This is a genomic window from Mycobacterium asiaticum, from assembly GCF_001668675.1.
Lineage (GTDB): Bacteria > Actinomycetota > Actinomycetes > Mycobacteriales > Mycobacteriaceae > Mycobacterium > Mycobacterium asiaticum_D.
In genome coordinates this window covers 1-12,780 of record NZ_LZKQ01000330.1, presented here as the reverse complement: position 1 = coordinate 12,780, position 12,780 = coordinate 1, and the positions used below count along the sequence as shown (strand labels likewise).

At 66.9% G+C, this 12,780-nt stretch carries 11 protein-coding genes; 4 read left to right on the top strand and 7 right to left on the bottom strand.

The genetic code is table 11. The features are described 5' to 3' along the window. From A9X01_RS27255 to A9X01_RS27230, 6 genes are read right to left on the bottom strand one after another with little or no spacing between them, the layout of a single operon-like run. Positions 1 to 1,164, bottom strand: a complete 1,164-nt coding sequence (locus A9X01_RS27255) for a CaiB/BaiF CoA transferase family protein (protein ID WP_065123686.1) — start codon at positions 1,162 to 1,164, stop codon at positions 1 to 3. After that, entirely contained in the window at positions 1,157 to 2,092 is a 936-nt protein-coding gene (locus tag A9X01_RS27250) for an SDR family NAD(P)-dependent oxidoreductase (RefSeq protein WP_065123685.1), read from the bottom strand. The genes A9X01_RS27255 and A9X01_RS27250 overlap by 8 nt, the downstream gene beginning before the upstream one ends. Then, positions 2,089 to 3,930 carry a flavin-containing monooxygenase gene (locus A9X01_RS27245; protein WP_065123684.1) on the bottom strand — a complete coding sequence of 614 codons (1,842 nt, stop codon included), beginning with the start codon at positions 3,928 to 3,930 and terminating at the stop codon, positions 2,089 to 2,091. The genes A9X01_RS27250 and A9X01_RS27245 overlap by 4 nt, the downstream gene beginning before the upstream one ends. Then, positions 3,927 to 5,105, bottom strand: a complete 1,179-nt coding sequence (locus A9X01_RS27240) for an LLM class flavin-dependent oxidoreductase (protein ID WP_065123683.1) — start codon at positions 5,103 to 5,105, stop codon at positions 3,927 to 3,929. Before A9X01_RS27240 ends, A9X01_RS27245 begins: the two co-directional genes overlap by 4 nt. Further along, positions 5,102 to 6,475 (bottom strand): aromatic ring-hydroxylating oxygenase subunit alpha, encoded by a 1,374-nt coding sequence (locus tag A9X01_RS27235; protein WP_065123682.1) that lies wholly within the window; start codon positions 6,473 to 6,475, stop codon positions 5,102 to 5,104. The genes A9X01_RS27240 and A9X01_RS27235 overlap by 4 nt, the downstream gene beginning before the upstream one ends. After that, complete coding sequence (locus tag A9X01_RS27230) at positions 6,468 to 7,352, bottom strand: SDR family NAD(P)-dependent oxidoreductase (RefSeq protein ID WP_065123681.1); 885 nt, start codon at positions 7,350 to 7,352, stop codon at positions 6,468 to 6,470. Before A9X01_RS27230 ends, A9X01_RS27235 begins: the two co-directional genes overlap by 8 nt. A gap of 118 nt (positions 7,353 to 7,470) precedes the next feature. Between A9X01_RS27230 and A9X01_RS27225 the strand changes: the two genes are divergently transcribed. From A9X01_RS27225 to A9X01_RS27210, 4 genes are read left to right on the top strand one after another with little or no spacing between them, the layout of a single operon-like run. Beyond that, positions 7,471 to 9,078 carry an SMP-30/gluconolactonase/LRE family protein gene (locus A9X01_RS27225; RefSeq protein ID WP_065123724.1) on the top strand — a complete coding sequence of 536 codons (1,608 nt, stop codon included), beginning with the start codon at positions 7,471 to 7,473 and terminating at the stop codon, positions 9,076 to 9,078. Between the two features lie 12 nt (positions 9,079 to 9,090). Then, positions 9,091 to 9,840, top strand: coding sequence for a GntR family transcriptional regulator (locus tag A9X01_RS27220; protein WP_065123680.1), 750 nt, complete (start codon positions 9,091 to 9,093; stop codon positions 9,838 to 9,840). Next, positions 9,833 to 11,425, top strand: a complete 1,593-nt coding sequence (locus tag A9X01_RS27215) for an AMP-binding protein (protein WP_065123679.1) — start codon at positions 9,833 to 9,835, stop codon at positions 11,423 to 11,425. The genes A9X01_RS27220 and A9X01_RS27215 overlap by 8 nt, the downstream gene beginning before the upstream one ends. Before the next feature lies 1 nt (position 11,426). Then, positions 11,427 to 12,200 (top strand): SDR family NAD(P)-dependent oxidoreductase, encoded by a 774-nt coding sequence (locus tag A9X01_RS27210; RefSeq protein WP_065123678.1) that lies wholly within the window; start codon positions 11,427 to 11,429, stop codon positions 12,198 to 12,200. A 1-nt stretch (position 12,201) separates the two neighbouring features. Here A9X01_RS27210 and A9X01_RS27205 read toward each other — a convergent pair whose 3' ends face one another. Continuing rightward, the gene (locus A9X01_RS27205; protein ID WP_065123677.1) at positions 12,202 to 12,663 is read right to left on the bottom strand and encodes an SRPBCC family protein; all 462 of its coding nucleotides are present in this window, start codon (positions 12,661 to 12,663) and stop codon (positions 12,202 to 12,204) included. Positions 12,664 to 12,780 lie beyond the last annotated feature (117 nt).

The window sequence follows — 12,780 nt, the reverse complement described above, 5'->3', positions numbered from 1 at the left end:
TCAGGCGGGATTTGCTTCGGCGGAGCGCAATCCCAGCTCGTCGAGCACCTCGTCGGTGTGCGCGCCGAGTTCGGGAGCGGGGCCCGCGACGTGGCCCGGCGTACGCGAGAACCAGGCCGGCACGCCCGGGAACCGCACCGGGCCGTGCGGGCTGTCGACCGTCTCAAAGAATCCGACGGCGTCTAGTTGCTCATCGTCGAACAGCGCAGCCGGACTGGAGATCGGCGAGGCCGGAATTTCCAGCTCGCGCAGCAGCTTCAACCATTCATCGGTGGTGCGCTGGGCGAAGGTCTCGGCCAGTAGCGAGTACACGGTGTCTATCTGGCGGGCCCTGCCCTCGAGCGTGGCGTACAGGTCAGTGGTCCACGGCGGCCGGACGGCATCGATGAATGCGGCCCAATGCTTGTCGTTGTAGATCAGCGCGGCGATATAGCCGTCGCTGGTGCGGTACGGCCGCCGATTGGGCGCCACCGTGCGCGGGTAGATCGCCGGCCCCAAGGGCGGCTCGAACATGGCGCCGTTGGCGTGCTCGACGAGCATGAACGACGCCATCGCCTCGAACATGCCGATCTCAACTTCCTGCCCCTCGCCGGTGCGCTCGCGATGGAACAAGGCCATCATCGTCGCGTACAGCGCGGTGAGCCCGGCGACCTTGTCGGCCAATATGGTTCCGACGAAGTTGGCCTCGCCGGTCAGCTGCTCCTGCACCGAGGGCAGCCCACACGCGGCCTGGATCGTGTCGTCGTAGGCGGGCAGATCCCGGTTGGGTCCGCGGCGGCCGTACCCGTAGCAGTTGGTGTAGACGATGGCCGGATTTATTGCGGCCACATCGGTGTAGCTGAATCCGAGCCGGGCGATCGCCTTGGCGCGCATCGAGTGGATGAACACGTCGGCCCGTTCGATCAGCGCGCGCAGCGCGGTCCGGCCGGCTTCGGACTTGAGGTCGATGGCCATGCCGCGCTTACCCCGGTTGACGTTGACGAATACCCCGCTCATTCCGGGGGCCGGCCCCACCGAGATGTACCGCGTGTCATCGCCTTGCGGCGGCTCGATTTTGACCACGTCGGCGCCCATGTCGGCCATGATCTGGGTGCAGTAGGGTCCCATCACCATCGCGGTGAGGTCGACGACGCGCACGCCCGCCAGCGGCCCGGCGCTAGACATGTGATGCGCTGTCCCGGCCGGCCCATTGCGCCGACTCGAAGCTGTAGCGGATGTGGTCGGCATGCCCGCTCGGGACGGGCGGAAAGACCAGCGGAGCCGTCAGATCCCGGATGGCATAGAGCTGTTCGGCGACATCCTCGATCGTCCACGACAACCGCTGCACCCCTGGGCTTTCGGCGACCACGGCCCTGGCGACCCGGCCCGCGATGGCGATCAGCATCTCGCCGTTGACCGGGCAGGACTCGTGCGCCAGCATACCCACCACCGGCGCCACCAGGTCGGTGCCCATCGGCGGATACGCCGAAATATCCAGTCCCTCGGCCATTCTGGTCACTGCCGACGGCACGATGACATTGCACAACACGCCGTCGGCGGCACCCTCGAGAGCGACCACGTTGGCCAGGCCCACCAGCCCGGCCTTCGCCGCCGCATAGTTGGCGACCCCGTGGTTGCCGTACAGCCCGCCAATCGACGACGTCAGGACGATCCGGCCGTAGCCGGCATCGCACATGACCGGAAAGGCCGGTCGCACCACATGGAACGCGCCGCGCAGGTGCACGTCGAGCACGTCGTCGAAGTCGGCATAGCTCATCTCCCTCAACGACGAGCGCCGCACGGTGCCGGCGTTGTGGATCAGGATGTCGAGGCGCCCGAAATGGTCGAGGGCGGACTCGATGATCGCGCGGCCCCCCGCCGGGGTGGTCACCGATTCGGCACAGGCGACGGCTTCTCCTCCGCCCGCAGCTATTTCGGCTACCACCTCGTGCGCCGGACCCGGATCCGCACCATCTCCGGTCAGTGTGCTACCGGTGTCGTTGACGACCACTCTGGCGCCCCGGGCCGCCAGCATCAGCGCGTAGGCGCGGCCCAGCCCGCGGCCGGCCCCGCTCACCACGGCGACCCGGTTGTCGAATCTTCGTTCGGTCATTCCAATTCGAGCCCGTCCAGATCGCCTTTGGCCCGCCACTCGGCGAGCAGGTCACCGAAGGCGTAGAAGCCCGGCCCATAGGGTTCGCCAAGGTAAAACCGGATACCTTCGCCTCCGCCGCCACCCTCGTTGTTGTAATAGCCCGGCGTGCATTCCCCGATGAACGCGGTGTTGTCGATCGCGGTGTCCCTGATGGTTCTACACCACTGGTCCTGCGCTTCCTGCGAAGGCTCGACGGTCTCGGCCCCGCGCCGCAGGGCTTCGGCGATGATGTACGCGATGTGCTCGCCCTGCAACTCGTAGTTCGCGGCGATGTTCGCGGAGATGCCAACCTGGGTGAATCCCGTATAGAACTGGTTGGGAAAGCCTCGGCTGGTCATCCCGTGCAGGGTTTGGTATCCGTCGTGCCAATAATCGAAAAGCGAACGGCCACCGCGGCCCTCGATCGCGTCGATCGAGTACCGGCGGCTGATCTCGGTCGAGATCTCGAAGCCACTGGCGTAGATGATGCAATCGAGTTCGTACTCAATGCCGTTGGCGATCAAGCCCTTCTCGGTGGCCCGTTCGATGCCCTTGGTCGACGACACATCGACCAGCGTGACGTTCGGCCGGTTGAAGGTGGGCAGGTAGTCGTCGTTGGTGCACGGCCTCTTGCACAAAAATCGGTAGTAGGGCTTGAGCGCTTCGGCGGTCGCGGGGTCGTCGACAATGCTTTCGATGCGGCGCCGCAGCCGCTCCATCAGCTTGTAGTCCTCTTCCTCGTTGATGGCCATGAACTGCTCGGGGGTCATCGACGCAGGATCGTCGAGCTCGAGGACCCGGGCCGCGGTGTTGCGGCCGAGTTCGGTCCAGAAGTCGCACACGTAGTCGGGCTGGCCGGGCGCCATGCCCTCAAACGTCCAGGAGTGGAAGTTGCGCTGGCGTTCCTTCTGCCAGCCCGGCTGCAGCGACTTCGCCCACTCGGGGTCCGTCGGCCTGTTGTTGCGCGCCCCGACCGAGGACGGTGTGCGCTGGAAGACGTAGAGGTGCTTGGCATCCCGGCCGAGGAACGGCACGATCTGAACCGCCGTCGCGCCGGTGCCCACCACGGCGACCCGCTTGTCGGCCAGCTTGTGCATCCCGCCATTGCTGTCGCCTCCGGTGTAGGCGTAGTCCCAGCGCGACGAGTGGAAGCTGTGCCCGCGGAAGTTCTTGATGCCCGGGATGCCCGGCAGCTTGGGCCGGTGGAACGGACCGGACGCCATTACTACGAATCGGGCCCGGATGTCGTCGTCCCGGTTGGTGCGGACCCGCCACCGGTTGATCTCGTCGTTCCAGTGCAGGGCCCGCACCTGGGTCGAAAAGATGGCGGAATCGTAGAGCCCGTAATGCTTTCCGATCCGGCGGCAGTGTTCGTATATCTCGGTCCCGTCGGCGAACTTCTTGCTCGGTATGTAGTTGAGCTCCTCCAGCAGCGGTATGTAGCAATATGATTCGTTGTCGCACTGCAGCCCGGGATAGCGGTTCCAGTACCACACCCCGCCGAAGTCGCCACCCAGCTCGATGATCCGGACGTCCTCGACGCCTGCCTTCTTCAGGTATGCCGCACACAGCAGACCGCCGAAGCCACCGCCGAGCACCGCGACGTCGATGTCCGCCGAGATCGGATCCCGGATCAGCGGCGGCGAGTGGGGGTCGGTCTCGTAGTAGTCCGCGAATTCGTCGGCGAGTTCGATGTACTGCTTGGAACCCTCCGGGCGCAGCCGTTTTCCGCGTTCCAGGCGGTACTTCTCCCGCAGCGCCTCGATGTCGATGTCGTCCGGCGTCGTCGTCGGGGGGCAGTCGGAAATTCCAGTCATGCCAGGGCGTTCTCCGGAAGAGCGGCGGGATGCAGCGGCGCGTCCATTTTCTGCACGGCGGGCAACACCTCGTTGGCGAACAATCGTGTGCTGGCCATCGCATCCTCGTACGGCATGGTGCCGAACTGCGGGACGATCGTCAGCTCACAGAACGAGCAGGCCTCCTGGGCCGCTTTGATGCGGGTGAAGATCTCCTCCGGCGTGCCGATCAGCAGATTGGAGGCATGGTAACCCGGGGTCTTCGACGGCCCTTTCGCATCTCCCGAGACCGAGGATGCCAAAACCGCTGTCGCCGTGGCCTCCCGGGCCGCATAGGCCTCATATCCCTTGACGCCCTTGAAGTTCGAGGCGTCCGCGAAACCGTAGTGGACCGTGACGTCTCGGTTCGCCGTCCAGATCCACTCCTCGGATCTGGCCGCGTCCTCCGGGTCGGCCGTGCAGTACATGAACATGACATTCTTCGGCTGGCACGGCGGCAGTCCCTCCTCCTGACGGAAGGTGTTGACCTTCTGCACTTCCCGCCCGGCGTCCTCGATGGGCTTGTTGCCCACGAACAGTGGCACCATGCCGCGGCGGGACAGAATCTCGAGCGACTCCGCCGTGGACGACGAGCTGTAGATGCGCGAGAACAGGTCGCCGCTGCGCGGTTCGGGACGCAGCGACATTTCCGGCACCTTGAAGATCTCGCCGTCGTAGGAGAACCGCTCGCCGGAGAACGCCAGCTGCAGGACGTCCAGGGTCTCGTTGAAACGTTGCCGGCTCTCCTCGCGCGGGACGCCGACCGCGTCGAATTCGCCCTTCGACACTCCCCGGCCGATCCCGATGGTGTCGTAGCGGCCGTTGGACAGGATGTCGAGATAGGCGATCTGGTGGGCCAGCCGGACCGGGTGCCACCAGGGTGCGACCACCACAAACGTGCCCAGGCTGATCCGTTCGGTGCGCCCGGCGAAATAGCTCAGCGCCTGAATCGGGTTGGGTGTCATGCCATACGGCGTCCCGCAGTGCTCGGGCATCCACACGCCGTCGAACCCCAGCGGTTCGGCCAGATCGGCGATCGCGAGCGTGCCCTGCACGCACTCCCAGTCCGCCGTCGCGGGCGGGCGGCTGAAGTCCTCGGCCAGCACCCGATCCCAGTCCTTGGAGTTGTGCGCTCCGAACCCAAGATTGACCTTCATTGTTGCGTCTCCGTCTCTCTCTCCAATTCGGAAGCCAGTTGCCGCGGGGCTCCCGTCCCCATGTACTCGGCAAGATTGCGGTGCAGGTTCGCGGTGCTGCGCTCCATGTAGGGGTTGGGTTTGGGACCGCGGAAGCCCAGCGACTTCATCCCCTGCTGAACGGCGGCCATGTTGGAGAAGTCCTGCGGCAGCACACTGCGCCAGTTCGGGTCGTCGGGCGGTGCGTAGACCCACTCCGTCTGCGGTTCTTCATCTTTCGGGTACAGCTCGTAGCACGATGCTTCGAAGATGCACTGGTCCGGGTCGTAGCCGTGCGGGCGGGCGCTGTAGCACAGTGCGGTGGTCAGACCCTGCCCAATCTGGAAGTTCGGGAAGATCTGCCATGCCGTCCCGCTGTTGGCCAGGTGCTCGGGGTCGATGGTCGGCCAGATCACCCCGCGCGCTTCGTCATCCCGGCGCGCCGAGCTGAGCCAGTGGCTGAGCACCTGGTCCGCCGGCGCGTCCTCGGGCAGTTCGTCGACCAGCCGCAGCGCGGCGTCCACCAGCGTCCGGGTGGTGGTGGCGTTGGTCTCCTCCAAGGTGTAGAGCTGCATCTCGGCGGTCGACACCCGCGCGTCGGCCCCGGTGCCGAGCCGGATCTTCGACTTGGTCTCGGCGAGGTCCTTGGGTGCGTCGTAGCCGATGTTGCTGTGTTTGCCGTGGGCGGCGGCCCAGCCGCGGAAGTTACCGAATTTGTTGAACTGCGGATGCGTGGTCGCGACGTGGTAGGTCTCGTTGAAGGCCTCCATGGCGACCTTCCAATTGCACTGGAAATGCAGCCATTTGCGCCACTTACAGCGCATGTCTGCCAGGTTGAACGGGTCGAGCATGGTGGCCGCGGGTTCGAGGTAGTCGCGCAGCGGCTCCGCGGCGGGGTCCATGTTGATCCAGATCCAGCCGCCCCAGGTGTCCACCTGCACGCCGGTCAGGTGGGTGTTCTCCGGCGTCAGCGCGCCCCGCCAGTCCGCCCGTTCGGGAATGTGGATGCAATTGCCGTCGTGGTCGTAGGTCCAGCCGTGGAACCCGCAGACGAACGACTTCTTGTGCCCGCAGGCGCTTTTGGCGCCCGCAGGGGTGTCCACCAGGCGCCGGCCGCGGTGCACACAGACGTTGTGGTGTGCGGCGAAGGTGTCGGAACCGGTGCGTACCACCAGGATCGAGTCGTCGAGAATGTCGTAGGTCAGATAGCTGCCCACCTTGGGCAGGTCTTCGACGCGCCCGACCTGCTGCCACACCTTGCGCCACAGCCTGTCCCGTTCGGCGCGGGCGTACTTCTCGGAGATGTAGGCCTCGACCCCGATCGTCACCGGGGCGGTCAAATCGTCAGTCACCGCTTTCTTCCTCCTGCTGCTCCCAACGCTGTATCGCGGCGCGGAAGGACTCGTCCTTCAGGAACAACGACGTGTTGTCGGCCCCCAGGTGTCCCCACTTCAGATTCAGGCCGCCGTCGACCAGCAATGTCTGGCCGGTGATGTAGGTCGACAGGTCCGACAGCAGGAACAGGATCGCGCCGGCCACCTCGTCGGGTCGTCCGCGCCGTCCCATCGCGATGGCACGACGGTCACGCTCGGGATCGTCGTCGGTATACGTGCGCGACGCAGGTGTCTCCGTGACGCCGGGAGCCACAGCGTTCACCCGGATGGCACCCCCCTCGTCGCACGCCAATTCCGCGGCCATGGTGCGGGTGACGGCCACGATCGCGGCTTTGGCGGTGCCGTAGGCGATGTGGAACGGCGCGGTGTTCATCCCACTGATCGAGGAGATCGACACGATCGAGCCGGGCCGATTGCGGCGCTTCAATTTAGCGGCCACCGCCTGGCTCATGAAGAACATCGTTTCGAGGTTGCGGCTGAACAGGTCGCGCCAGTCGCTGCGCGTCACCCGGGTCGACGGCATCCATGTCGACGGGTCCGCCCCGCCCGCCACATTGACCAGGCCGTACAACTCGCCGTCGGCGCGGCATGCCGCCTCGAGGGCCGCGCTCACGCCGTCATCGGTGGACACGTCCGCAGCCACCGGCACCACCGGCAGGCCATCGGCGATCAGCGGGCCCACGTGCTCATCGAGATTGTCCTTGCCCCGGCTCACCGCGACCACCGTCGCCCCCGCCTCGGCGACCGTCCGCGTGACGGTGGTGCCAATCCCGCCCCCGGCGGCCCCGGCGACCACCACGACCCGCCCGGCCAGCCCCAAGAAATCGCGTGTCACCTATTTGTCCGGACAAGATAATGACGTGCATTCATTAGAGAGCATGATTCTCCACCGGCTGGCTGCACGTCAAGGCCGCACACGCTATTCGTCGAGGCTATTGTCTGGACAAAGCAGGATTGCTATCGTCCGAGCGGTGGAGGCTGCTCGCTATCGCGCCGCACGACCCCCGGGCGTCGCCGAAGGCTGGACCCTGACCCGACTCACCGAGCCCAGCCGCCTGTTCGGGGCGAACGGCCTGCGCACCGGGCCGGACGGGCGGGTGTACATCGCACAGGTGACCGGCAGCCAGATCAGTGCGCTGGACCCCGAGACCGGCCGGCTCGACACGGTCAGCGCCAAGGGCGGTGAGATCATCGCTCCCGACGACGTGGCGTTCGACGCGGCGGGCAACCTCTATGCGACCGAGGTGATGGACGGGCGGGTCAGCGTGCGCGACCCCGCCGGTCGCACCCGAGTGCTGCGTGACGACGTCCCGTCCGCCAACGGCATCACGGTGCACCAGGGCCGGCTGTTCATCGGAGAATGCCGCTCGGGCGGTCGCCTGCTCGAGCTCGACCGCAACGGCGGGCCACCGCGCGTGCTGCTGGACGAGGTTCCGTCGCCGAACGCGATGGAGGTGGGCCCCGATGGACTGCTGTACTTCCCGGTGATGGGCGCCAACGAGATCTGGCGCATCGACCCCGAGGGCGGCGAACCGGAATGCGTGGCCGCTGATCTCGGGGTCCCCGACGCGGTGAAGTTCGACGCCGCGGGCCAGATCGTCTCGACGCAGGTACACAGCGGTCAGGTACTGCGCATCGACCCGCGCAGCGGCGCGCGCAGCGTGCTGGCCAATCTGAACCCGGGGCTGGACAACCTGACCTTCGTCGGCGAGCGGCTGTTCGTGTCCAACTTCACCGGCGAGATCACCGAGATCCTCGGTGACGGCAGCACCCAGCCGGTGCTGCCCGGCGGGTTGAACTGGCCGCTGGACCTGACCGTGGCCGCCGACGGCAACCTCTACGTCGCGGACGGCACCTACTTCTACGTGCTGGGCGCCGACGGCGCCCTGCGTCCCGCCGGCATGCTGTTCAGCCCTGGCTACCCGGGCTTTTTGCGCGGGGTGGCCAGCACCGGGCCGGGCGAATTCATCGTCACGACCTCCAATGGCGAGGTAGCCCGCTACCGGCCCGCGGCGAACGAAAGCGATTTCCTGGCAACGGGTTTCGACCAACTCTACGGCGTGGCGGTGGCCGGCCCGGGCCGCTTCGTGGTGGCCGAACTGGGTGCCGGGCGGGTGCTGGGCATCGGCGCCGGTGGTGTCGAAGTGTTGGCAACGGGACTGACCGAACCGATCGGCGTCGCGGTCACACCGGAGGGGACGATCCTGGTCTCCGAGGCCGGCGCCGGACGCGTGGTGCGGGTCGGCGACAACACCCCACTGATCGAGGGGCTGCAACGGCCGCAGGGACTGTTGGTGCTCGACGGCCGGGTCTACGTAGTCGATGCGGGCACCAAGGAACTCGTCTCCGTCGACCTGACCGGCGGCGCCCGGCGGCGCACCATTGCCACGGACCTGCCGGTCGGCGCACCGCCCGGTGTCAGCCCCAAACCGCTGCGGGGCATGCCGCCGTTCTCCGGACCGCAGGGACCGTTCGCGGGTATCGCCGCCGGACCCGACGGCACACTGTACGTCTCGGCCGATGCCGACGGCAGCGTCTTGGCCCTGCACCGGGAATCCTGAAGGGCCACCGCCTTGTCCGATGCCAAGGTCGCCGACCACCGCTACCTGCAGGTGGCGCGCACGCTGCGCAAGGAGATCGTCGACGGCGTCTACCCGGTGGGGTCCCAGCTGCCCACCGAACACGAGTTGTGCGAACGATTCGCGGTCAGCCGCTACACGATCCGGGAGGCACTGCGACGGTTGCGCGACGACAACCTGGTGTCGTCGCGTCCGCGTGCCGGCACCCTGGTGGTGCCGCGGCCGTCGGCGGACTCCTATGTTCAGCACGTCATGTCGATCAATGACCTGCTGGAATTCGCGACCGATACCCGGTTCGCGATCGAATCGGTCGCGATGGTCACCATCGAAGACGAGCTCGCGGCTCGGACCGGCCTGGGAATCGGCGAACAGTGGCTGACGGTGCGGGGCTTCCGGCAGACCGACGGCGTCGAAGACACCGGCCCCGCGCTGTGCCGCACCGAGTACTACATCAACCGCGCATTCGCGGCGGTGGGCAGGTTGCTGCAGCGCCACCAGGGTCCCATCTTCCCGTTGATCGAGGACCTGTTCGGGCTCAATATTGTTGAGGTGCAACAGGAGATCGTCGCCGTGTTGCTGACGCGCGAGCTGTCCGCTGGTCTCGACGTCGACCCGGGCACGCCGGCGCTGCAGGTGCAACGCACCTACCGTGCCTCCGACGGCCAGGTTGCCCAGGTGACGATCAACACCCACCCGGCGTCCCGGTTCCGCCATTCGATGACGATGCGACGAGTGCGTGGCTAGAAAGCTCAAGGGCGGGCGATCGGTTCGTTGGGACGACGAGCACGCCGCCGAGGCTTACGCGCATGGCTGGTGGACCCAGACCACCCTGGCCGACGCCGTCGATGCGGCGGTGCGGGACACCCCGACCCGGGTCGCGTTGATCGACGGCGATATTCGGATCACCTGCGCCGATCTGCACCGGCGGGCCGCCGCGTTGGCCGGCGCGTTGCTGGAGCGCGTCCCACCGAGCAGCGTGGTGTCGTTCATGCTGCCCAACTGGCACGAGGCCGCGGTGATCTATCTGGCGACCACGCTGGCCGGCATGGTCGCCAATCCGATCCTGCCGTCGCTGCGCGACCGGGAACTGCGGTTCATCCTGGAGGATGCCGACAGCCGAATCATCTTCGTTCCGGCCGGCTTCGGCGGGTACGACTACCCCGCCATGCTGAGGCGGGTCACCGCGCAATTGGAGTCGCCACCGGAAGTGATTGTGCTGCGGGGAGATTGCGACCCGCGCCAGACGCCATTCGACGCGGTCAGCGACAGCGCCGGAGTGGCCGCCCCGCTGCCCACACTGGATCCCGATGCGGTGCGCATGATCCTCTACACCTCAGGCACCACGGGCCGGCCCAAAGGAGTTCTGCACAGCCATAACTCCATCCATGCGCTGCTGCGCCAGATACGCGAGCATTGGCTGGTCGAGCCGGGCGACTCGTTCCTGGTCGCCTCACCGATAGCTCACATCGGCGGTTCCATCTACGCCTTCGAGGCGCCGTTCCTGCTCGCCACCACCGCGGTGTTGATGGAGCGCTGGAACGCCGGCGACGCGGTCCGCCTGATGACGGCCGAACACTGCACCCACATGGCCGGCGCGACACCGTTCCTGACGCAACTGCTATTGGCGGCACAGCGTGCCGGTACCCGGTTGCCGGATCTGAAGGTGTTCATTTGCGGCGGCGCCTCGGTCTCGCCGTCGCTGATACGTTCAGCGGCAGCGTATTTCGAGTCAGCGGTGGTGACGCGCGTGTACGGCTCCACCGAGGTGCCGGTGACGACGATCGGCTCCCCGGGCCACCGCGAGCACGCCTGTGACACCGACGGCCGCGTCGGTGTGGCTGCGGTCAAGCTGGTCGACGGTGAGATCCGGGTGCGCGGACCCCAAATGCTGGTCGGTTACCTACATCGGGAGGACGAGGAGGGGTCATTCGACACCGAAGGCTACTTCCGCACCGGCGACCTGGCGCGCTGGGTCGACGGTGACTACCTCGTCGTTACCGGGCGAGCCAAGGACATCATCATCCGCAATGGTGAGAACATCTCCCCGAAGGAGGTCGAGGACGTCCTGATGAGCCATCCCGATGTGGCCGAGGTCGCCGTGGTTGGCCTGCCCGATGCCCGTACCGGTGAGCGGGCGTGCGCGGTGGTGGTGCCGGCCGGCACGGCGGCACCCGATGTCGCCGTGCTGCGCGCCTTCCTGGAGAGCGCCGGCGTTGCCCGCTTCAAAGCGCCCGAGCAGGTGGTCATCTGGAATGCCCTCCCGAAGAACGATGCCGGCAAGGTGCTCAAGCACCGGATCAAGGCGACGCTGGAAGAGGCAGGGCAATGACATGCAGGTAGCAATTGTGACCGGGGCGACCGGCGGCATCGGATCCGGTTGCGCGGCAAAGCTTGCCGACTCCGGTATCGCGGTTTTTGCCACCGGGCGCGACCAAACCAGGCTCGACGCGCTGGCCGAGGCGATCGGCGATCCGCAGCGGGTGGCAACCCACGCTGCCGATCTCACCGACGACACGGCGCCCAAGCGGATTACCGAGGCCGCCCTGGCCCGTTGGGGCCGCATCGACTTCCTGGTCAACACCGCCGGCGTGGGTAGCCCCAAACCGTTGCACGAGACCGACGACGAATCCCTGGACCATTTCCTCGGATTGATGCTGCGTGCGCCGTTCCGGCTCATCCGCGAGGTGCTGCCGCATCTGCAGCCCGGATCGGCCATCATCAACATCACCTCGACCTTCGCCGTCGTCGGCGGCATGCGCGGCGGTGCCTACTCGGCCGCCAAAGGCGGACTGACCGCGATGACCACCCATATCGCCTGCCAGTACGGCGCACAGGGAATCCGTTGCAACGCCGTGGCTCCCGGGGTTATCCAGACCGCCATGACCGAACACCGGCTGGCCGACGAGCGATTCCGGCGGATCAACACCGAGATGACCCCGCATCAACGCCTGGGCACCGTCGAGGATGTCGCCAGCACGGTGGCGTTCTTGTGCTCGCCCGGGGGCGCGTTCATCAACGGGCAGACCATCGTCGTCGACGGTGGCTGGAGCTCCACGAAGTACCTGTCGGATCGGGCCCTGAACTCGGAGTGGAACGCCCGGTAGCTCAGCGTGATTCGAAATGCCGCCGGATGCCGTAGAGCATCTTGGCATGCGCCTTGACCGCCTCCCGGATGGTGATCGCGCCCAGCGGGCGGGGCGCTTCGAACCGGATCCGTTCCGTGATGCGGGTGCCGCCCTCGATCGGTGTGAAGCTCACCGTCCCGCGCAGCCGCACCCCCGGTGACTGGTCGGCTTCGGTCAGCACGTCGCCGTGGGCCGGAACATGCAGCCGCGCACGGTATGTCAGCTTCATGGTGACCGGCCCCAGTGGGATCCGGTCCACCACGCGGTAGCTCTGCTCGTAGCCGTCGGCCGTCTCGGTGCGCGAAAGCACTTCGACCGAAACGATCAGCGGGTGCACAAGCCTGAGGTTGTCCAGGTCGACGTAGTAGTCGCGCACCCGCTCCGGCGCCGCGGGCACCTCTTCGCTCAGCGTCCGCTCGGCGCGGGCAGTCCACCAGCTCATTGCAGTCAACCTACTGGCCCGAGGGGTCACCCCGATAGCGCGAGCAGACGCAGAATGGGCTTAAAACCAGCTCCGCGCCCCCGCGCCGCCCCGCGGCCGGCGGGCGGGGTCGCCTGG

Coding starts and splice junctions, on each gene's coding strand:
- A9X01_RS27245 (WP_065123684.1), bottom strand. CDS start 3,930: ATGACTGGAATTTCCGACTGCCCCCCGACGACGACGCCGGACGACATC.
- A9X01_RS27255 (WP_065123686.1), bottom strand. CDS start 1,164: ATGTCTAGCGCCGGGCCGCTGGCGGGCGTGCGCGTCGTCGACCTCACC.
- A9X01_RS27250 (WP_065123685.1), bottom strand. CDS start 2,092: ATGACCGAACGAAGATTCGACAACCGGGTCGCCGTGGTGAGCGGGGCC.
- A9X01_RS27210 (WP_065123678.1), top strand. CDS start 11,427: ATGCAGGTAGCAATTGTGACCGGGGCGACCGGCGGCATCGGATCCGGT.
- A9X01_RS27205 (WP_065123677.1), bottom strand. CDS start 12,663: ATGAGCTGGTGGACTGCCCGCGCCGAGCGGACGCTGAGCGAAGAGGTG.
- A9X01_RS27240 (WP_065123683.1), bottom strand. CDS start 5,105: ATGAAGGTCAATCTTGGGTTCGGAGCGCACAACTCCAAGGACTGGGAT.